The organism is Acinetobacter sp. IK23 (genome assembly GCF_035615275.1).
Taxonomy (GTDB): Bacteria; Pseudomonadota; Gammaproteobacteria; order Pseudomonadales; family Moraxellaceae; genus Acinetobacter; species Acinetobacter seifertii.
In genome coordinates, this window is sequence record NZ_JANBNX010000029.1 from 20,632 (window position 1) to 42,465 (window position 21,834).

17 protein-coding genes are annotated in these 21,834 nt (G+C 36.8%); 12 read left to right on the forward strand and 5 right to left on the reverse strand.

What is annotated here, in order from left to right; genetic code table 11:
- Positions 1-4 precede the first annotated feature (4 nt).
- The 5 genes from MSG95_RS15935 to MSG95_RS15955 all read left to right on the forward strand — a co-directional run bounded on the left by MSG95_RS15935 (position 5) and on the right by MSG95_RS15955 (position 7,987).
- Entirely contained in the window at positions 5-862 is an 858-nt protein-coding gene (locus tag MSG95_RS15935) for a metal-dependent hydrolase (protein ID WP_151819611.1), read from the forward strand.
- A 24-nt stretch (positions 863-886) separates the two neighbouring features.
- Positions 887-2,113 (forward strand): NADH:flavin oxidoreductase/NADH oxidase family protein, encoded by a 1,227-nt coding sequence (locus MSG95_RS15940; RefSeq protein WP_151819612.1) that lies wholly within the window; start codon positions 887-889, stop codon positions 2,111-2,113.
- A gap of 635 nt (positions 2,114-2,748) precedes the next feature.
- Entirely contained in the window at positions 2,749-3,300 is a 552-nt protein-coding gene (locus MSG95_RS15945) for a TetR/AcrR family transcriptional regulator (RefSeq protein WP_324624883.1), read from the forward strand.
- A gap of 72 nt (positions 3,301-3,372) precedes the next feature.
- On the forward strand, positions 3,373-7,641 hold the full coding sequence (locus MSG95_RS15950; RefSeq protein ID WP_324624882.1) for a hypothetical protein: 4,269 nt from the start codon (positions 3,373-3,375) through the stop codon (positions 7,639-7,641).
- Between the two features lie 205 nt (positions 7,642-7,846).
- On the forward strand, positions 7,847-7,987 hold the full coding sequence (locus MSG95_RS15955; RefSeq protein ID WP_174736318.1) for a hypothetical protein: 141 nt from the start codon (positions 7,847-7,849) through the stop codon (positions 7,985-7,987).
- 74 nt (positions 7,988-8,061) lie between these two features.
- On the opposite strand, the gene MSG95_RS15960 is transcribed toward MSG95_RS15955, so the two are convergent.
- Positions 8,062-9,150: an HlyD family secretion protein gene (locus MSG95_RS15960; RefSeq protein WP_324624881.1), complete on the reverse strand. Its 1,089-nt coding sequence runs from the start codon at positions 9,148-9,150 to the stop codon at positions 8,062-8,064.
- Complete coding sequence (locus MSG95_RS15965) at positions 9,147-10,724, reverse strand: MFS transporter (RefSeq protein WP_191017438.1); 1,578 nt, start codon at positions 10,722-10,724, stop codon at positions 9,147-9,149. The genes MSG95_RS15960 and MSG95_RS15965 overlap by 4 nt, the downstream gene beginning before the upstream one ends.
- Positions 10,725-10,891: 167 nt before the next feature.
- On the opposite strand from MSG95_RS15965, the gene MSG95_RS15970 reads away from it, so the two are divergent.
- The gene (locus MSG95_RS15970; protein WP_151819613.1) at positions 10,892-11,524 is read left to right on the forward strand and encodes a TetR/AcrR family transcriptional regulator; all 633 of its coding nucleotides are present in this window, start codon (positions 10,892-10,894) and stop codon (positions 11,522-11,524) included.
- Between the two features lie 62 nt (positions 11,525-11,586).
- Here the strand turns inward: MSG95_RS15970 and MSG95_RS15975 are convergent, their stop codons facing one another.
- Together MSG95_RS15975 and MSG95_RS15980 are read right to left on the reverse strand one after the other, a co-directional pair.
- Positions 11,587-13,551, reverse strand: a complete 1,965-nt coding sequence (locus MSG95_RS15975) for a multicopper oxidase family protein (RefSeq protein WP_324645133.1) — start codon at positions 13,549-13,551, stop codon at positions 11,587-11,589.
- A 41-nt stretch (positions 13,552-13,592) separates the two neighbouring features.
- Positions 13,593-15,140 carry a tyrosinase family protein gene (locus MSG95_RS15980; protein ID WP_077166267.1) on the reverse strand — a complete coding sequence of 516 codons (1,548 nt, stop codon included), beginning with the start codon at positions 15,138-15,140 and terminating at the stop codon, positions 13,593-13,595.
- A 640-nt stretch (positions 15,141-15,780) separates the two neighbouring features.
- On the opposite strand from MSG95_RS15980, the gene MSG95_RS15985 reads away from it, so the two are divergent.
- From MSG95_RS15985 to MSG95_RS16000, 4 genes are read left to right on the forward strand one after another with little or no spacing between them, the layout of a single operon-like run.
- Entirely contained in the window at positions 15,781-16,800 is a 1,020-nt protein-coding gene (locus tag MSG95_RS15985) for an ABC transporter substrate-binding protein (protein ID WP_077166266.1), read from the forward strand.
- Between the two features lie 2 nt (positions 16,801-16,802).
- Positions 16,803-17,813 carry a FecCD family ABC transporter permease gene (locus tag MSG95_RS15990; protein ID WP_077166265.1) on the forward strand — a complete coding sequence of 337 codons (1,011 nt, stop codon included), beginning with the start codon at positions 16,803-16,805 and terminating at the stop codon, positions 17,811-17,813.
- The gene (locus MSG95_RS15995) at positions 17,810-18,574 is read left to right on the forward strand and encodes an ABC transporter ATP-binding protein (protein ID WP_077166264.1); all 765 of its coding nucleotides are present in this window, start codon (positions 17,810-17,812) and stop codon (positions 18,572-18,574) included. Before MSG95_RS15990 ends, MSG95_RS15995 begins: the two co-directional genes overlap by 4 nt.
- A gap of 2 nt (positions 18,575-18,576) precedes the next feature.
- A complete protein-coding gene (locus tag MSG95_RS16000; protein ID WP_004701494.1) occupies positions 18,577-19,065 on the forward strand; it encodes a GNAT family N-acetyltransferase in 489 nt (162 codons plus the stop codon).
- Here the strand turns inward: MSG95_RS16000 and MSG95_RS16005 are convergent.
- On the reverse strand, positions 19,060-19,848 hold the full coding sequence (locus MSG95_RS16005; protein WP_151819641.1) for an AraC family transcriptional regulator: 789 nt from the start codon (positions 19,846-19,848) through the stop codon (positions 19,060-19,062). The two genes, MSG95_RS16000 and MSG95_RS16005, sit on opposite strands and share 6 nt — an antisense overlap.
- Positions 19,849-19,946: 98 nt before the next feature.
- Here MSG95_RS16005 and MSG95_RS16010 point away from each other — a divergent pair, with 98 nt between their 5' ends.
- The gene (locus MSG95_RS16010) at positions 19,947-20,756 is read left to right on the forward strand and encodes a sulfite exporter TauE/SafE family protein (protein WP_077166262.1); all 810 of its coding nucleotides are present in this window, start codon (positions 19,947-19,949) and stop codon (positions 20,754-20,756) included.
- Positions 20,757-20,938: 182 nt separating this feature from the next.
- Positions 20,939-21,823 carry a phosphoribosyltransferase family protein gene (locus MSG95_RS16015; RefSeq protein ID WP_077166261.1) on the forward strand — a complete coding sequence of 295 codons (885 nt, stop codon included), beginning with the start codon at positions 20,939-20,941 and terminating at the stop codon, positions 21,821-21,823.
- Positions 21,824-21,834 lie beyond the last annotated feature (11 nt).

Sequence of the window (21,834 nt, forward strand, 5' to 3'; positions counted from 1 at the left end):
AAACATGAATGCAGTTTTTGAGTCAAAGCCAGCACAAGATTTTTCTAAAATTTCCGCATCAATTGACATTACAGTGCGTCAATTAGATTTGTCTTTTCCAGACGAAATACCAGAGTTTTGGTTTAAAGATAATCCTTTGCTGACCATGTTATTTACTGCCTTGTCGAGTGCTTTCCCAGATGGTGAACGGCAGTTTATTTATAGTGTGCGTAATTATCAGGACAAAATTAGCGATCCTATTTTGCTTAAACAAGTCCGAGCTTTTATTGGTCAAGAAGCTCATCACGGCAAAGAGCATGATGCACTTAATGCTGTCATGCTTAAAAAAGGTTATCCAGTTGAACGTATTTATAAACGTTTTAAAAAGATGAACCGTATGTTACAGCAACGATTTTCTTTAGAGCATCAGTTGGCTTGCACGGTATGTATGGAACATTTAACGGCAATTTTAGCGGACTATTTTATTAGTATTGCACCCGAAGACTTAGCGTTGTTTAATGTTCATTTGCGAAAAATTTGGGCTTGGCATGCCATTGAAGAAACAGAGCATAAAGCTGTGGCATTTGATGTCTATCAATCTTTAGTGAATAGACCTTATTTCTTAAGGTTGGTTATGTTAGAAACCACGCTTTCTTTTCTCATTATTACTACCAGAGGAACAAAAGAGCTTTTAAAGGCTTCTGGCAAAAATAGAGATTTTAAAAATCTATATGTGGGTTTGAAATATTTGTTTGGCGGTCAAGGTGTGATCCGAAAAATTAGCCGCAGTTACTTAGATTTTTATTCTAAAGATTTTCACCCTTGGCAACACGATAACCGTGAACAAATGAAGAAATTAAAAGACCTATATCTCAATGAATGATTTTTAAATTTAGGAAGAAAGAAAATGACAAAACCTAATCCAAAGGCCACATTAGCAAGCCCTTTAACGTTAGCCTGTGGCATTACCATTCCAAACCGAATTGCCAAATCTGCAATGAGTGAACAACTTGCTGATCGGCATGGTTCGCCGACAATTGACTTGCAACAGTTATATGCAGCTTGGGCCAGAGGTGGAGCAGGGTTGTTAATCACGGGCAATGTGATGATTGACCACCGTGCTTTTGTGGAACCACGAAATGTGGTTTTAGAGTCAGCAGAATTTCTGCAAGCAAATAAGTTATGGGCCCAGTCTGCTCAGGCCAATGGCAGCAAAATTATTATGCAGATTAATCACCCAGGCCGTGTTGCAGTTTTACCACTTTTGAAAAAGCCAATAGCCCCTTCAGCAGTTGGGCTTGATTTACCTGCCATGAATATTATTCGTATTCCTCGTGCGATGACCGAAGCAGAAATATATGAGCAGATCAATCGATTTGCTCAAACTGCGAGGCTCGCTGTTGAAGCTGGTTTTGATGGAGTACAGGTTCATGCAGCACATGGCTATTTACTCTCACAATTTTTATCACCTCTAGCCAATGTTCGAGCAGATAAGTGGGGCGGTAGCCCTGAAAACCGACGTCGTATGCTCATTGAAACAGTTCAGGCTGTACGAGCTGCAATAGGAAAAAACAAAATATTAAGCGTAAAACTCAACTCTGCCGATTTTCAAAAAGGCGGATTAAGTCAGGAAGAATCGTTAGACATTGCTTTAGCACTCGAAAAAGAGGGAATCGATTTACTCGAAATTTCGGGTGGAAATTATGAGTCTCCTGCACAGTTAGGCTATGCACCAGATCGTTCTGCTCAGCGTGATGCATATTTTATTGACTATGCCACCGCACTTCGCAAACAAAGCAAATTACCACTCATGTTAACTGGTGGGTTACGTAAAGCCAGTTTTATGAATCAGATTGTGGCGGATAGAGTAGTTGACCTTGTTGGAATGGCTCGTCCATTTGCAACACAGCCAGATTTGGCAAAGCAACTTTTGGCAGGGAAGTCGACAATAGAACCTGCTCATGTGCCTTCAATTGGCTATAAACCTGTAGATGCCTATTTACAACTAGCATGGCACGCTGCCCAATTCCGCCGTATTAGCCGTGGGCAACAACCCAAAGCAATTAAGGGGTTACTTAAGACATTTGTTGCTTTTGGTCCACGTATGGGATGTAACATTCTGACTCAGAAATAATGAATAAGACCTTTTAATTCATCTTGTTCTTAACTATAGCCGACATATGAGTAGCTATAGTTAAGAATATCTAATCTAATGAAAAACAATAATTAATTAAATAATTTCTAGCCAATTTCACATTGACACCTTAATTGTTCAAGATTACCATTTGCGGGCTGGCCTACATTGCCAGTCGGTTTTGACGGACCGATGATTCGACCGCATCAGATTATTCCTTTCTGAGGGATAGTTTTATGTGTGCACCTCGTTCCCTCCCGTAGCGGTAGGACGGGAGTGGGACACCTTCGGGTGTGCTGGAAGTCGAACCCAGTCCGTCAACCTGCTTCCGTTCTGCCACCATAATTTGAAATGCTTTGGCAGAACTCCCAAAAGAAGGAGTTGGCTATGCACATTCATAAATTATTGGCAGTCACTGTCAAAATCTATATCGACACCACTTAAATCACTTTAAAGCAGCTCGATCGCCGTAAGGTTTTCAGGCTTTAAATCATTACGTCTAAAACTTAGCAACAATAAAACTTGAAATGTGCCAAGCACAGTCTTTACGGCTTTGCTGTGTCTTTTTTCTCCCAGAAAAGGCACAGGCTTTTTAATCTGTTTTAGAAACAACAAGAACTTAAAACGGTAAAACTATGTCAAATTTAGAAATTTCTTCGAAAAAACTACATGTTGTTCAAACTGCTATACGACTATTTACAACTTATGGGTTTCATACAGCAGGCGTAGACCTCATTTCCAAAGAAGCCAAAATACCGAAAGGCTCCCTTTATAACTACTTTCGCTCGAAAGAGCACCTTATTGAAATGTGCATTGCTTTTCAAAAGAGCAAACTTAAAGAAGAAGTGCTCGCCATTATTTACTCAAGCCGTTACCGCACTTCAAAAGATAAGCTCAAAGAGATTGTCGTTTTACATGCCAACTTTAATAGCCTGTACTACCTTTTACTTAAAGCCTATTTTGAAATTAAAATCGCCTACCCACAGGCTTACCGTATGGCAATGGAGTATAGAAAATGGCTACATCATGAGATTTTTGACCTTATTTTTAGTTTAGAAACTCATGATTTAAAACCAAATGCTGACTTGGTTTTAAACCTTATAGATGGCTTGATGTTCCAGATTTTAAGCTCAAACAGTTTGGATGAAAGGGATGTGGTGGTGGAGAGGTTTTTTGGGGGAGGATAAATTAAGGTATTATAGATTTAAGATAAAAATAAATTTATAGTACTAATTATTAGATACAAAACCCAAAATATTATGAGTTATATTGAGCTTAATAGAAAATTCTCACAATTATCATCTAATAGTAATTCTCAAGTTACAAATAGTGATTACTCATTAAGTATGGATTCTGCGGGATTATTAACATGGGAAGATTTATTAGTAAAATATAATAGATGTGTAGTTTTGGCAGAAGCTGGAGCAGGAAAAACAGAAGAATTTAAGCAGCAGGCCAAAAAACTTGAAAATGATGATAAATTTTCTTTTTTTATTAGAATAGAAGATATTGATAATGATTTTATAGAATCATTTGAAGTCGGGGATAGAGACTGTTTTGAAGAATGGTTAACATCTCCTGAAAAAAAAGCTTGGTTTTTCCTAGATTCAGTGGATGAAGCTCGTTTAGAAGATCCAAGAGCATTTCAAAAAGCTATAAATAAATTTGCAAGAAAAATTCAATCTGCTTCACATAGATGCCATATCTATATTTCTAGTCGACCATATAGTTGGCGATATCAAGAGGATGAAGATTTACTGAATTCAATAATATCTAATTCTTTTAAAGTTGATAATAAAAAGGCGCTAAATGATAATAAAGAAAATTCAATTAAAGTAGTTGTTTTGTCTCCATTAGGTTATGAAGAAATTGAAATTTTTTGTAATATAAGGCAAGTTTACAATATTGATAAATTAATAGATGAAATTAAAAATTTTGATTTATTGGGTTTGGCTGAAAGACCATTTGATTTAGAAAATATTATAAAAAAATGGAATGATATTGGGGAGTTAGGATCTCGTTTAGATATTATAAGATATAATATCAACCAACGCCTAGGCGATTCTCATACTGATGATAGAAAATCTGTACGTATAACTTTTGAAAAACTTTTAGCTGGTGCAGAGCGCCTTGCAGCTGCAGTTATATTAACAGGTAAGGCTAGTATTAGTGTTTCACCATTTTCACATAATAATGATAATTTAAACGGTCCACAAATCCTTCCAGATTGGGATAGTGAAGAAATAAGCAGGTTATTAGAGTCTGGTATTTTTAATGATATTATTTATGGAGCTGTAAGGTTTAGACATAGAGATATACGTGAATTTCTAGCAGCTCAATGGTTTGCGAAACAATTAAATGGTGATAATCGACTTGCGGTAGAAGGCCTATTCTTTAAAGAACAATTCGGAGAAAAAATAATAACACCTTCTCTCCGACCTATCTTGCCATGGTTGATTATTTTAGATGAAAAAATATGTAAAAAAGTAATTAAGTTTCAACCAGAAATAGCATTTGAAAGTGGTGATCCCTCTCAATTATCTTCAAGTGTACGCAAACAGTTTTTTTCTGAATATATAAATAGAATTGCTCATAATTTAGATGATCGTTTTATTAGAGATAACGATTCAATTTCAAAAATTGTCAGTTCTGATTTTGAAGAAGTAGTTTTATTTCTGATACAAAAATATTTTAATAATGAAGATGTTATTTTCTCTTTAGGAAAAATAGTTTGGCAAGGAAAGTTCAGTAAGTGTATTCCATTATTGAAACCTATAGCTCTTGATCAGGCTCGTGATATGTATTCCAGACGAATAGCTATTCGGGCTATTATGTCATGTACAAATAGAATAGAAAAAATTGAGCTATGGAAAAAATTAAATGAAAATGAAGAAATTTTAAATAGGCAACTAATCGCAGAATTAGTAGAAGGAATTAAACCAGATAAAGAAATAGTTGATCTACTTATATTTTCATTAAAAAAATCATCAGATTATAAAAAATATGAATTTACTGGTTTAAATGAAGAGTTAGAAAAATTTATAAATAATTGTGATCAAAAATTAGTATATCAACTATTAGTTGGTATTGATGAGTTACTCCGGACAAATGATTTTTATGAGAGAAAAGAGTCCCAAATTTCTAAAAAATATTTATGGTTACTTAAAACAGTATATAAAATAATTGAAAAGTTAGTTGAGTGTCGTAGTCAGCTAGCACTTGAGAAACAGGTACTTGAATTATTAATAAATGTTAGATGGTTGGAATATAGTGATGATTATTTGGATAGGAATGAACAAAATAGGTTGAGATCACTTATTCATGATTGGAGTGAATTAAATGATAATTTATATTGGTATTCAATAGAATTATTACGGCAGTATGAGCAAAAAAAAATTACTGATGATTGGAAGATTTCTTGTTTTGATCATTTCTGGGAATTTAATATAAAAGATTTTGAGCGGTTGTTAGCTTTTATTGATAATAAGGTGTTAATGGATGATAAATTAGTAGCCCTTAATAGAGTATTTATGGTATATCATCAAAATGATAAATCTGAATGGATGTTGGAAAAAATTAAAATATCATGTTCTATTTATCCAGCCTTATCGATACATTTGGAAAATCTTATTAATCCTATTATAAGTGATAGTCAAAAAAAACATGAAGAAAAAATGCAGAAAACAAGATTAAAACAGGAAAAAGAAAAATTAAAAAATACAAAGGCTAGATTAAATTGGATTAAATCATTAAAAAATGATCCTGAAAGACTTAGTAATTCATCTTATTTTTTAAAAGGTGAATTAACTAATGATTGCTATTGGCTAATGAATGAGTTTATTTATGGAAAGGATTCAGCGAATCGTGAAGACTATTCAAATTGGAAAATCTTAATAAATGAATTCGGGACTCAAGTTGCTTTTGCATATCGTGAAGCAGCTATCAAATTTTGGCGCATCTATAAACCTAAATTACATTCAGAGGAACATTTGCCAATAAATAGTACTCCTTACACTGTGATTTTTGGTCTAGCTGGTTTACAAATAGAATCAAATGAAAATGAAAATTTCCCTTTAAATTTAAATATTTATGAAATTAAGCATGCGCTTAGATATTTTTCTTGGCAGTTAAATGACTTTCCATCATGGTTGGAAAAGTTTTATAAGTTTTTTCCTGATCTCGTCAGTGAGTCTGTAATGAAAGAAGTAGTTTGGGAGCTTGAAACATCTGATCCAGCTCTTGAACATAATTATAGTCATATTCTTCAGAAGATATTCCACCATGCACCTTGGTTATATATAGATATAGCTCCAAAAATCTTTAATTGGTTAATTAGTAATAATAAATTGCTACATAAACAAACTAATAGTTATCTATTAAAAATAATACTAAAATCAGATCTTTTAAAAGAAGACCTTAGTAGATTATCTAAACAGAGAATAAAACTATCTGATTCAGTAGGCGATAAAGCATGGTGGTTTGCATTATTTGTAGATAGTGAGCCAGAAAATGGAATAATTAATTTGGAAAAATGGCTAAAACAATTGCCATTTAAAGATGCAACTTACGCTGCGCAGGAGTTTATCTGCAATTTAACTGGTAGAAAAGGTTCAGTTAAAGGTAAAACTAAAATTGATCAATTAAAAGAAGTACAACATTTAAAACGACTCTACTCGTTGATGCATGAATATATAAAACCTGATGAGGATATTTTAAGGCCTAGCTTAATTGTCTATTCACCTGGCTTAAGAGATGATGCTCAAGATGCAAGAGATCTATTATTTTCATGTTTAAAAGATATTCCATGTGCAGAAACTTATTATGCCATTAAAGATTTATCTAAAGAAACTAAGGATCATAACCGTCGAAATTGGTTATTAAAAACAGCTTCTAACATTGCACTATCATGTGGTGATTTAGAACCATGGGAAAGTGAGCAATTACTGCAATTTGAGGTTTTTGGAAATATAAAACCTAAAACACATAAAGAGCTGTTTAGTTTAGCTTTACTTAGAGTTTTTGAGCTGAAGGATTGGCTAGAAAATGGGGATGATAGCCCATGGCGTACTTGGCAAAGAGTAGAAGAGGAAACAGAAATGAGAAATCTTATTGCCAGTGAACTAAGAAAAATAGCTCAAAATAAATATTCTATATCTCAAGAAAATGAACTTGCTAATAGCCAACGTACCGATATCCGATTAGAAAATCCGAGAATAAATAGTCCAGTACCGATTGAATTAAAGATTTTGGATAAAAATTGGACTGGGCCAGAATTATGTGAAAGGTTAAGAAATCAATTAGTAGGAGATTATCTTCGTGAAGCTACTTCTGGTTGTGGAATATTTTTATTAGTTGCTCAGAACACGAATAAAAAATGGTCCATGAATGGAAGCAGAGTTGGGCTAAATGAGTTAGAAGAAACGCTTCAAAATTATTGGTATAGTATAGCTTCACAATGGCCAACTATTGACTCTATAAAAGTAATTGTAATTGATTTAAATAAACGGGGCCTAGTTTGTAATACTTAAGAGACTAATTGCTCTTGTACAAGTTAAATAGGGGGCTAAGTATAAGTAAATTGCACTATTGTCCTTAAAAAAAGCTCCTAAAGATGGGATTTTTTATATTACACATTGTTTGAAAAATATACAGAAACCTCTCTAAAACGAGTTGGAACGCTACAAACGCGGATGTTAATTTGAAGTCCACTCTTCCCAATAAGTGAGGTGAGCAATGAAATTGTTAGCTTTGATTAGCATGGGAGTTGCAGCAAGTTATTGGTATAAAACTATAAAAGATAGCAAGCCAACTCTTCTGAAACCAAGTTTTGATGAAATCGTAAAAAATTTTGTATTAGCAGAATTTAAAGTCTAATACATATTATTAAATTTAGTTAAATAAAAAGCTCATCGGAAGGTGAGCTTTTTTATTACGTCACAACTTCAAATTTACTTTTTAGTCGTATCCACAGAAACTACAACAGATAGACCTGGGCGCAACAACTTAATATCTTTTTGGTTTTCAATAAGCTTGATTCGTAAAGGTAGACGCTGAACGATCTTGGTAAAGTTACCTGTCGCATTGGTCGCAGAGATTGGAGAGAAAAATGCGCCAGTAGATGGAGAGAAGCTGTCTACTATACCTTTTAACTCAATATTGTAAGCGTCAACATAGACAGTGACAGGCTGACCGATTTTAATTTGTTTTAGCTCAATTTCACGGAAGTTTGCTTCTACATAGACTTGATCTAAAGGCACAATGACCATGAGTGGATTACCAGCGCTTACAAAGTTACCTACGTTAGCTGACTTTTGACCAATCATGCCATCAATAGGTGCTCGAACTTCCGTATAACTCAAATTCAGTTTTGCTTTATCAAGTGCCGCTTGTGCTTGTTTAAGAGCAGCTTGTTTGGCTTGAACCTGAATTTTATATTGGTTGAGCTGATACTGTGCATCGGTAACTTTTTCTTTACTGCTGTCTAAGTCAGCATATTGCTCAGTCAATGTAGTCTTAGATTGTTGTGTAATTAATCTAGACTCAGCACCAAGTGCCTGTAGTTGCTCATAACGCGCTGTATTATCTTTGGTGAGTTTAATTCCAGCTTCTACTTTTCTAAGCTGAGCCTCTGTTTCTCGAATAACAGTCGGTTGTCTTTCTACTGCCAGCTTTGCTTCATTTAAATCAGCTTCAGCTTTAGCATAATTAGATTCTGCTTCAGCTAAAGCAGCTTCATAATCTCTTGCATCAATCCGTGCCAAAAGCTGGCCTTTTTTTACGGTCTGATGATCTTTAATATAAATTTCTTCGATATTTCCAGAGACTTTAGGAGCAATGGTTGAGTACTCTACATCTACACGTGCATCGTCTGTTTCAATAGTCGAAGATGGTAAAAATATAAGTTTTAAAACCCATAAAATAGAGGCTAAAACAATAATAAATGCAATAACCATAACCCAGTGTTTTTTTAGATATTGCACCTTTGTTAATTTGGCTGACTCGGTCGCAGAGTGATCTTGGGCTTCTAGAGTACTCATAAAGATTTTCCTGAGTTATGACTATTCATTAACTTAATGAGAGCAATGCGTGGTGGATAAGTTCTAACGGGTAATATCAGCATCACAATGAATAAAATTGCAGTAAGGCCAGCTAAGATGAGATATTGATCGCTAATCACTAAAACAGATTGTTGCGCCTGAATCGCAGAATTTAGGGCAGATAAACCGCCTGAAACACGATCTGCACCATTTGCGGTAAGCACAGGGGGAGTAAGCGGATTAATGACAGGGCCTTGAATATTTTGGAAAACATGTTGTGCAGTATTTTCAATTAGCCGTGTTGAATGGTATTCACCACGTACGCGATTGACCCAATCCAATATGCACACACCCAGTACACCGCTAATCGCACGCGGAGTGTTAATCATCGGTGATGCATAAATTGCCATGGTTGGATGAACACTGTTCGTACCCATCATTAAGAGTGAGAGCACAACACAGGTTTGGCCCAAACATGAGATGGCATGCCAAAAGTAAAACTGATCTTGATTCCAAGTGGTATCAAGTTGACTTGCACCTAAACAACCGGCCATCACCAGAAGTAAACCAAAGCCATGTACATAACGGCTGTCGACCCAAGCTTGATTTAAAACCTTAATAACAATTGGAATATAAATAAATTGTAAGGCCGCAATTTGTAAACCAATCCACATGGTTTGAGTTGGCTTATAACCATGTACAGCGCTTAAGTAATTGAGTGGTAATGTGCTGGTTGACATGCCAATAACCACAAAACAAAACAGGGCAATAACGGCGTAGGCAAAATTTCGTATTTCGAGCATTTGCGGTTTAATTAATGGAGTTGGGTAGCGCCATTCATGTATTAAAAATAAAGGTAGGGTAATGGCACTGATTAAAGCCAAAACACTAATCAATTTAGAATGGAACCAGTCCAAGTGATTGCCATGTAAAAGCATGGTACTTAAGCTTGCTAAGCTAATAATGGCTAAAATGGCACCTGTCCAATCGTAAGTTTTTATTTTTGAATAATTTAACGGATCTTGCGGAATACCAAAGTAAACCAATGCAGCACTTAGCGCACAAAAAGGAATGGTTTGGAAAAATATCATTTTCCAACCAATCACATCTAAATAAAACGCAGAGAGTGCAGCACTTAAGTTGGGAAAGAAAGTTGCTGTTAGCGCATAGCAGGCCAACCCCCATAAACGGATTTCTGGCCCTAGAAATCTAAGTGCACAGGCCATGAGTAAAGGAATGGTCAAACCATTGGCAAGCCCTTGCAAGCCACGCAATAAATAAAATATTTCAATATTTGGACTAAAAGGAATTAAAACGCTAGAGACGAGACAAAGACCTATGGCAAAAAGAAGGACTCTACGCATAGAAAAAATAACGGCCCAACTGGTAGAGAGAATCATGCCAATAATCATTGCACTGGCATAAATACTGCTGACCCAATAACCAGAGTCGACACTAATACCCATTGCACCGCGAATATCGACCAAAGTAATACTGGTAATTCGGTTATTAAATTCGACAGTCATTGCTGCAAAAATTGCACCTGCCAAACCGATGAGTGGTCGTATATTCATCTTTTACCTTAAATTTTAAAAATGAACTCGTTGCATAGAGCAGTTATTGAGCTCAACTGTACCGATCGGTACTGTACTATCTTATTAAAACTACGTCAATTCTCGATTTTGAACTTTTCGATGAGTTACACTAATCATGAAATTTCTAAATATATTTGTAGGTTCGTATGTCAGATTGCATTAAAGCCAATGAGAAAGATCAAAAAATTCTAGACGCAGCAACCAAGTTTTTTCTGATCCACGGTTTTAGTGGCACAACGACAGACATGATTCAAAAAGAAGCTGGTGTTTCAAAAGCCACCATGTATGGTTGTTTTAAAAATAAAGAAGCGATGTTCGCTGCGGTCATTGAACGCCAATGCACCAACATGCAAAAACAAATTATTTTAGTTGAGACGCAAGCTAAAAATTTACGTTCAGCTTTAACAGAGATGGGGAAAACTTATCTCTGCTTTATATTGTCACATTCAGGTTTGGCTTTTTTTAGGGTTTGTATTGCTGAAGCAGTCAGATTCCCAGAATTATCTGAAAAATTCTTTCAAGTTGGCCCCCAGCGCCTTGCAAATATTATTGCGGGTTATCTTGAAAAATCGGTCAAACAAGGAGAAATTGAATTAACTTCTTCCTCTGAAGCTGCGGCAAATATCTTTTTATCGCTTTTACGAAGTGATGCTCATTTAAAATGTCTGACCCATCCTGATTATTTAATATCTGAGAGTGAAATTAGTATTTGGGTTGAATATGTAGTCAATTTATTTTTAAAGAATATGAATTATCAAGAAAATAAGCGGTCTACATAAAAGTGATAAAACGAAGGCCGCGAGAAGCGGCCTTTTTAATTCTGTCTCAAAAAGATTTATGGTTAATGATGTCCCTGTGAAACACCACCATTACCATCTGGAAGGCTAATGCGAATGTTTTGCATCATGCCTTGATCTTCATGATCTAGAATATGGCAGTGCAAAACAAAGTCACCAATGTAGCGTTGGTACTTAGTTCTAACAATGACTTTATAACTGGCTCCTTTTACATTTTTAACCCAAATGGTGTCTTTCCATGTGCCTTTTAGACCACGGTATTGTGGGTCGGGTGGAGCGGATTTGTCGTAGTCATCAACGGCGTTGATATCACTGACATCTTTATTATTAGGGGCTATGATCGCTACGATCTGAAACGGGTTTACATGAATGTGGAACGGGTGACTGGCTAATTTAGAGGTAAGTATCCATTCATCAGTTTTACCTAACTCAAGTGTGCGGTCGATTCGATCTGGTTTATAAGGTTTTCCATCGACCTGAAATTGAGTTGGATTAACATTTGTATCAATATTAAATTCTAAAAATTGTTTATTTGGTGTTGCCGGTAAATCCTGATGAGGAACAAAATGACTGAGCTTTAAATTTTGTTGTAAATCTTGAAGCACAGCGGGACGCATATCTGGTGCAATATTGCGTGTTGCATTATTGCTTAACACTGTTTTTAAAGACTGAGGTGCTGAAGTGGCTTTATTGACTTGAATAATCCCAAGTAAGCGTCTCTCAGAAGATATACGGTCCACGTTAGCAGAAGCTGAAGCAGCTTCATCAATCAGACAATAGCGGCCTTCTTGCGGGAATTGCATTAAGGCATCGAAACGGTAACCCGGTTGAAAAACAGTGACTGTTTTATCCATGACTTGTTTGAGGGTTAAGCCATCGGCTGCAATAAGGTGTTGACTTACAATTGGGCCTGTACAGCTTTCTCTTAATAATTGCTTTTCACCCGTTGGTGTTAAATCGAGTTTAGAAGGGATGTTTTGCATTTGACGAACGCTCAGGTTAATACTGTCGCGCACACCAGCATGAACCATTCGCCAACGTTCGATTTGTCCTGCTACAGCTTGAGTAATGAAAGGTTGAACTTCACCATTAATGCTTGTATATCGCCCTGATTTTTCCCAACCGCCGACACCAAAGCCCTGATAATCCCTATTTTCACCAATTTGATTATTTTGGCAAATATAATTACCTTTTGAGTCAGTTTGGATTTTACCGTTAGCATCATAGCAAGCATATTGAATTTGCTGAAAAACCAGCGTTCTTTCTTTAAAACCATAGGTGAGTAAATCTAAATCACCTGTTTTATTTGGTGTGGGTTGACGATATCCACGAATAATCAAAGCACCCGCCATACCACTTGCGACTTGAATCGCGGTTGAACCATGTCGATGTGGATGGTACCAAAACGTTCCGGCCGGATGATCAGGCGGTATGTTGTATTCATACTGGAAGTTAACACCCGGATTAATCGAAACTAAAACGTTATCACTATTTCCTGCTGGGTTAATCCATAACCCATGTGTATGCATATTGGTACCATCAAAACAATGTGGTTTATTCACGTCAAAATGATCGCCAGTGCAACTTGGGTCTCTTGGAAGTTTTCTATGAGTTATTGGGTCTATATCAAGCTGATTATCTAAAGTTGCTCGTACAGTTTCACCAGGAAACACCTCAATGGTTGGAGCAATATAAGGTGTATTAGGCTGTGTATTTGTGCCTTGATAGCTGCGTAACATGACTTTGTCATAACTGTTTGTTGCAGGGTTCCAGAGTCTATTTATTGTTTTTTTAACCTCCCAAGTAAACAACGCTTCATTTGAAGACTGCATTTGCGGAACGTTTGTTGTGGCAGTAGTAGGGCTTGGTGCTGCAAGTAAAGCTTGGTGATTACGTGCAACAGACATTTCAGGAGGGTCTTCTAATATACGGTCAGAAGACTCCTCTGCTAAGGCATACCCACTCGCTAACGTTAGAGGGGTACATACTATTAAATGAACTATTTTCATAATAAATATAGGCCTGAAAAATCAGGCCTCTCCCTTAATTATTATTTTGAAGTTTCTAAGCGAACTTGAGAAATGCTCAGTCCTTGAGAACTTACCTTTTGCTTCACTGGGTTAAGGGTTAAATCGGTAGCAACAAACTGAACCTCTAAGTCTTCAGCAGGTACGCCTAATTGATTAACTTGATCGCTGACTTGATAGACCAATTGACCCATAGCACCATTGCTCGCATGACCGTCGTGGCTATGATCTAACACACCGAAATAGTTAATTGTGGCGACATAAATTTTTTGGTCAGGTTTATTTTTAGGAGATAAATAAATCTTATAAGTTAGATTTGGATTACCCACCATTTGTACATTATCTAAGATTAAATAAGTTTGTCCTGATGAAAGTGTAGTTTGAGAAAGTTGATTAGCACTTTTTAAGAAGGTTGTGGTTTGAGGTGCTAAAGCTACTTTTTGACTTACACCCATCAGTTTAATGGCTGTATTGCTGCTGACTGGTTTATGAGCCTTTTTGAATAGATTTACTTTTCCTGCTTGACTACTCATAACTGGTGCTTGAACTTTACATGCGTTTTCATTGGTATAACGCACCGGAATTTTACCAGGGGTAAATACATCAGCAATGGTCATGGTGACTTTATTGCCGTTTTCGTCTGCAAAGGTGTATCGAGTGTCATACCAGCTATCTGGCATACCTAAGTTTTTCTTTGCCCACTCAAGTGTAATGGGTTGTCCATTGGCTTTTTTATTTAGCCAACATTGCCACAAGCGGTCGATATTGGCATGGTGCATATAAAATACAGGGTCTAAACCTGCAATTGGTACAAATCCCATATCTGGCAGAACACAGTTTTTACCTACCGCGCAGTGCATTACACCATGGGGCTGAGACTGTAACTGATTGGAAAATGATGTGAAGTCATTCCATTTAAATGCTTGGGCAGCGCTGGCATCGTCTGGATCTATAGCGCTGATATTCTCATTTAAACCAGGTGTACGGAACTGGTCATATAAGCTACCTGCTTGTTTACCTCGAACCAATTGAGGCAGCGCTAGTCCTTTCCCATTAGCCGCTTTTTCTTGGTAATAGTCCCAATAAGGAAGAGAGTAATCTTGTCCAACATACTTACGCACTGTTCGCTCGTAAAAATAAAGCATCATACGGTGCCAAGGTAAGAAGTTTAGATTGCCATGTTGGCATGTACCCCAAACTTCATCGGTAAAGCCATCTTTTGGAACTGTAGAATTTTGAATATGTTTATAGTAACTATCACACAAGGCTTGACTATTATCTTGTAAGCAACCTGCCATACGGTTTTTAAGATATGTAGTTTTATCAGTACCATGTGTACCCGTACCAAAATAGCCGTGAGTATTTGCCCAATAATTAAAACTTGTACGAAACTCCGGAGATAATGGATTTGCATTATTATTTGCTCGCATTTTTTCCAGACCTTTTTGCAGTGCGCTTACTTTAGCTGGGTCTTTTGCAAACTCCGTGGCACTCATTCGTAGTGAGTCGGCATGAGTCGTTAAGCTCATACCACACAATAAAGTTCCTAAAATATAATAATTTCTCTTCATGGTTTTAAATCCTTGTCATGTTTAATATTCTTATAGTTAGTAAGTTATTTGTAGTATGAGAAATTTCCAAATAATTGGATAATTCTTGTACATTAATCTAGCACATAAAATAGTCATTATTAAAGATTTATCTTTAATATTAACTTTAGATTAATTTACTTTTTAAAGCTGTAATTTTTTAGAAAAACTTAATTTTATTATTTTAGCTAAGATTTTGTTTATTATTAATTATTTATTTAATTGATAAAATTAAAATGAGAAAATAACTATATTTTTGAGTATTGTGTTTTGTTTTTTTAATTTTTATGTTTTTAGATCTCATTATTTTTAAATATTTTACTCAATTAGATTTTAAAATAACTGGTATTAGTTAACTCATTATTAGAGAAGTGTGAAAGCCCATAAATTTTTTTTCTGACTTGAAACAAGTATGACAACCGGTTGATGGGTAAATTTATTTTTTAATTCTGGCATTTTTATTGCTTAATGATTCATATCTTCAATTAAACATTTAATTTGCACCTCATATAAATGATGATTCAAACCGTTTTGCACTCTTATGGTGTTTTTTTCACATGAAAATTGCACCAAATAAGCACATCTTTTTATTTTGCACTATATTTGTGCATGGAGAGGTGTAATGAGGTTTTGGGCTTCAATACTCACTTTACTCATTCTATGTGGATGTTCTTCATCTGAACAAAGTAGAAAAACTAAAGAAAACTTAGCAGTTCATTCGATATGCGTTTTTGATAGTACAAATACAAAAGTGTGTGTAGCCAAGCCAGCACAAAGAATTGTTTCTCTATTTGAGTCAGGTTTAGATGGCTTATATATGCTAGGGCAAGGTCATAAAGTGATTGGCATACCAGCCGAAGTATACATTCAACCTTTATTATTTAACGCCTATTCAAAAATAGATCAACGCATTGCCAATAAACAGCTTGCAACGCCTTCACAAGGTGCCAATGCAACCAATATTGAAAGTCTTGTGTTGTTGAAACCCGATTTAGTAATTTTGGGGAGCGGGCAGACCCAAACGATCGCATTATTACGGCAATTTGGTATTGCTGTATATGTAATGGAGTCTGGCACTTACCAGCAAGTGAAAGAAGAGCTATCTGAAATTGCTGTTCTAAGTGGAGCTCAAAAGCGAGCTCAAGAAATTTTGAGTTTTTCTGATGAAATTATGGCAGAAGTCGCAGCCAAAACAGCACGTCAGCCAAATAAGCAATCGATTTACTATGCGTGGTCAGGTGGACGAATTTTTTCCACTTCGGGACGGGAGTCAATTACCAATGACTTTATTGAGCTGGCAGGTGCTTACAACATTGTTCAGACCAATGCTAACCAACCCAACGTAAATCCCGAGACTCTCATTGAATGGAATCCTGACAATATTGTGCTTTGGAATACCAACCCAAAACTGATTTATGAACGCAAAGAATTACAAGGCTTAAGTGCCGTACAAAACCGTAAGGTATTTAATTTGAGCCCTGCATTTATTTATAACCCCCATACCATCAAAATCATTATTACGGCGATTTATTTGAACCACAGCATTTACCCTGAACAGTCCGATTTATCAGTAAGTGCTTTACAACAGCGTATTTTAACCAAGTTGTATGGTGAGCACCTTGCCAAAGCGTTGGTGTCATGAATATGGAAAAGCTCAAATATTATTGGTTTTACCCTTTACCTTTCTTCATGATTTTTATCTCGTTGCTCATTGGGCCTACGCAAACCTTGAGTGCATGGGACTATTTGCGGTGGGGTGTGCAAGCAGTCTTTGGTACGCCATATTTTGATGCTGAACAATTTAGGCTGATGCAAAACATACTAGTCAATGTCAGATTACCCAGAATTTTACTGACATTTATGGTGGGAGCTGCGTTAGCAACAGCGGGTAACGGTTTACAGGCATTGTTTCGTAACCCTTTGGTTGACTCGTATGTACTTGGTATTTCTTCTGGTGCCGCGTTTGGTGCAGCTTTGGCACTTTCTCTAAGTTGGCTTTCACCAAATCTATCCGCCTTTATTTTTGGTGTTTGTGCTGTTGCTTTAACGTATTTATTTGCACATCAAAAACATGAAAGCCAGACGTCTTTAGTGATGGTAATTTTATCCGGCATGATTGTTTCGGGGCTGTTTTTGGCAGGACTTACAGTTATTCAATATTTAAGTGATCCATTTAAATTACAAGCCATTGTGCAATGGACGATGGGCAACTTACATCAGGCGTCTTGGCAAAAGGTTCAATACGCCGTGCTTCCTATTTGTATTGGCCTTGCTGGATTATTTGCAATGCGTTGGCGCTTAAACTTAATGGCACTCGGTGCTGAAGAAGCGCAGGCGGTGGGTGTTAACCCAAGGTGGGAACAGCTTCTTTTAATTGTACTAGTGACTGTATGTACATCAACTTCTGTGGCTGCTGCTGGCATTATTAGTTTATATGGACTCTTTATGCCGCATATTGTGAGAATGTTGGTGGGGCCAGATCACCGCTACAGTATTCCAGCCAATATGATTTTGGGCGGTAGTTTCCTACTCATGATTGATAACTTTTCTCGGGTTTTACTAACGTTTGAAATACCGATTGGTATTTTCACCATGCTACTTGGCGCACCATTTTTCTTATTATTAATGAAAACACAGAGGACTCATTGGGCATGATTCAAATTGATCAGTTAAATTATGCCTATGGGCATAAACAGGTTCTTAAAAACATTCATCTGGAGTTTCCTGAAAATCAGTTTTCCGTCATTTTAGGGCGCAATGGCTGTGGAAAATCGACACTTTTTAAATTGATGGCTGGCTTAGAACCTGTAAAAGATGGGTTGATTCGTTACTCTAGAAAACCATTATCGGACTTTAAAGGTAAAGATCGGGCTGCGTTACTTGGCTTTTTACCACAGTTTCATAAAACCGTATTTCCATTTTTAGTTAAAGATGTAGTAATTACGGGACGTGCCGCTTTTAGCAGATATAGACCTTCAAAATCAGACTGGGAACGTGTAGACCAAGCTTTGCTTGATTTAGATATTGAGCATTTACGCGATCGTCCTTATACCGAGTTATCGGGGGGCGAAAGACAATTGGTAATGATTGCGCGCATTTTAGTACAAGCACCCAAAGTGATTTTGCTTGATGAGCCAACCAATCATCTCGATGTTTATTACCAGTCTTATTTAATGAAAAAATTGCGTCAGTTGTCGCGGCAAAATTTTACGGTGATTGCAATTATGCATGATCCTAATTTGGCTTTTTTATTTGCAGATCATTTGTTTTTTATGCGCCAACATGAAGTAGTTAAGCCTGAGTCTAAAACACGAATCACCGATCCGAAGTTTTTAAAAAGTGTCTATGATGTTGAGTTCCATGAAGCCATGATTCAAGACAAAACCATTGTTATCCCTGACCATTCTTGGCTATAAATATGACTTTTCACTATCATCTAGCAGACAAATCAGACTATGCATCTGCTGTAGAGTTTGCACTTTATACAAGACATTTATTATTCCCAGAAATCTATCATGGGCAAGTTCCCAAAGATTTAAAAAATTTTGGGCAATATTATGTTAATGATCCATTAGGTTGCTTTATTACGGTAAAAGATAAAAACCGTATTATTGGCACTATTGCATATCGGGCGTATGACCATCGTTTTGATTTAAATTTGCCATCTAATACAGTGGAAGTGGTTAAGTTGTTTGTATTGCCTGAATACCGCCGTAATGGTATCGCAACTCAGCTATGTGACATGTTGTTTAGCCATGCAAAAAACAATGAAATTACGACTTTGTATTTGCACACTCATCCATTTTTGCCAGCGGCTGAAAAGTTTTGGCGTCTACAAGGCTTTGATGTCATTAACCGTGAGTGGATCGAGACCTACGACACCATTCATATGAGTAAATCTTTATAGCGCTTTATTATGCGTATGAAATCTTTTTTGAAAATGGGTAGGTGGATAACCCATAATTTTACTGAACATTGCAGTAAATGCTGCCGAGTGCTCATAGCCTAAACTAAAGGCAATTTCAGTAATCGAGATATCTGCTTTTAACGCATTTAAAGCATAGATGATGCAGACTCGATTACGCCAAGCCTGAAATGACATACCCGTTTCTGCCTTAAACCAACGATGAAAAGTCCGCTCACTTTTATTATGGACATGTGCCCAATCTTTAGGGCTGCTATGAATATCGGGATGCTCCATAAACTCAGCACACTGATTAGATAGTAATGTGTTGTGAGGCAATGGAATAAACAGAGGCAGGGCTGGTGCAGCTTCTAACTCATATAACAATAAATCGATAACAGCGCCGTCTCGGCCTGCATGTTGGTAGTCAACAGGTAGTTGATTTGCTTGAATCAGTAACTGATGCATTAACGGTGAAACTTGCACAACCTCGCAATAGTTTGCTTGTCTTGGGGCATTACTTACTTCTATATACAAACTATAAGTACTGACTTTAGATAGCCATACCTGATGTGGTTTGCCTGCGGGTATCCATACACCACTGTACGGTAACACGAGCCATTGTCCATCTTCAGTTTCAACTTTCATAAGCCCTTCGGGTGCATATAAGAACTGAGCACGGCGATGGCTATGCGTATCTAACAAAGTATCAGCAGGATAGTCCGATCCTAATGCTAAAACCGCTTGCGGTAGATGGTCTACATCGTTAATTGGAATATTACGCATATATTTTTGGCTGAAATAAATAAAAAGATGACTTTTCTACGTTAGTGTGCCATAGAGCTATTTTATATCATGCCTCTATAAATGTGAGGAAGATGATGATGCTATATGAGCTATTTTTATTTGGACTACTTTCAGGCGTTACCACTTGGTTATTTGGCTTTGGCGGCGGTTTTGTTGCTGTGCCTTTGCTTTATACAGTCATTATTCAAAAGTACAGTAGCGAAAGTATGGTTGGGATACATGCCATGCAAATCGCCGTAGCTACATCAGCTTTTGTGATGCTGTGCTCGGCATGTTTTGCAACCTTTCGACACTATCGGTCTGGACATATAGATTGGCAACAAATCCGCTTTTTATGGAGTGGTATCGCATTGGGTGGGGTTGTCGGTGCGGTCATGGCTTCATTATTTAATGGAAATTGGCTTCGCTTGATATTTATGGGTTATGTATTCATAACCATTATTGATTGTTATTACCGACCAGGCTTTATGGTGGCATCAAGACAAACGCAAAACTATGGTCAAAACTGTGAACTCATTAAAGGCGGAATTATTGGTTGGGTTGCAGCACTTTTAGGTGTGGGTGGCAGTGTAATGACAGTTCCTTTGTTGAGGCGGCGGGGTAGTTCTATGGCAGAGGCTGCGGCTATTGCAAATATTCTCACGCTGCCTTTGTCTTTAACTGCAACGCTAACTTATTGTGTATTGTCACTTTGGAAATCTACATGGGCACCTAGTGGATTTATCGGTCTAATCTGGTTTGAAGCTGCTTTATTCTTGGTTGCTGGGACATGGATTGGACTATATTTTTCAGAAAAATTTATCTCAAAACTACCTGATTTATGGCGGGCAAGATTGTATCCGCTACTTTTAATAATAGTTCTACTCGTCATGCTTTTTGTAAATTAACTTTTTATTTCAATTAATTGAAGAATAATCTCTCTTAAAAATTAAATCTCTAAATACTCTAAAACCGTAAATTTTATGCCTTAAATGGTTTTGAAAAAAGTTTGAAAAATAGACTTGAAATATATAGTGGCTTTATGCCACTATATATTCATCGAAGGTCATCAGACAAAAAAGAGGATGATATGGCTATCCAGCTTTTAGATGCGGCAAGAAATGAAATTCCAGTGAAATTCACGCAGTTTTCTGGTGGAGAGCGTCATGTTCAGATTGATGAGACAACCTTAGGTTCACTATCTGGCAAGGTATTGGTGCGTGCGCAAATGATCTCAAGTCACGATGTGATGGACTATTTGTTACTTGAAAATATATTGCTGAATCACGGGCTAACAGTTGACTTAGAAATTCCATATTTTCCATACGCTCGTCAGGACCGTATTTGTGCAGTAGGCCAAGCGTTCTCGCTCGATGTGATGACCAAGCTACTTAACATCAATGCCGAAAAAAAAGCGGGTAAACAAGGCAAGGTGACTGTTTGGGACTGCCATAGTGAAGTAACAACAGCATTACTTGCTGCTAATACTTCTTTTAAAGAAGTTGTAAATGTCAGTTCAGTCGACATCATCGCGAAGAGTGAAGTGCTAAGCACATTATTAAAAGATGAAAAAACAGTGCTGGTTTGCCCAGACAAAGGCGCAAAAGCACGTACACAAATGGTTGCAGATGCTTTTAATGGCGAGCGCAAACAACCTATCACTATTGTTCAGTGTGATAAAAAACGTGATCCAGTGACTGGCAAAATTTTGGGTACACATGTACATGCGACTGATTTATCGGGTCTAACAGCTGTTATTACCGATGACATTTGTGATGGCGGTGCGACTTTTATTGGTATTGCCAAAGAACTCCGTCGCCTAAATTGCCATAAGGTCGTTCTATACGTGACCCACGGTATTTTCAGTAAAGGAATAGAGGTTTTTGATGGATTGCTTGACCAACTATTTACCTCGGACAGCTTTCCACAACAACCATCAGACAAAATTTCAGTAATTGCTTTTGCAGCAAAATAAAGAGAACAAAG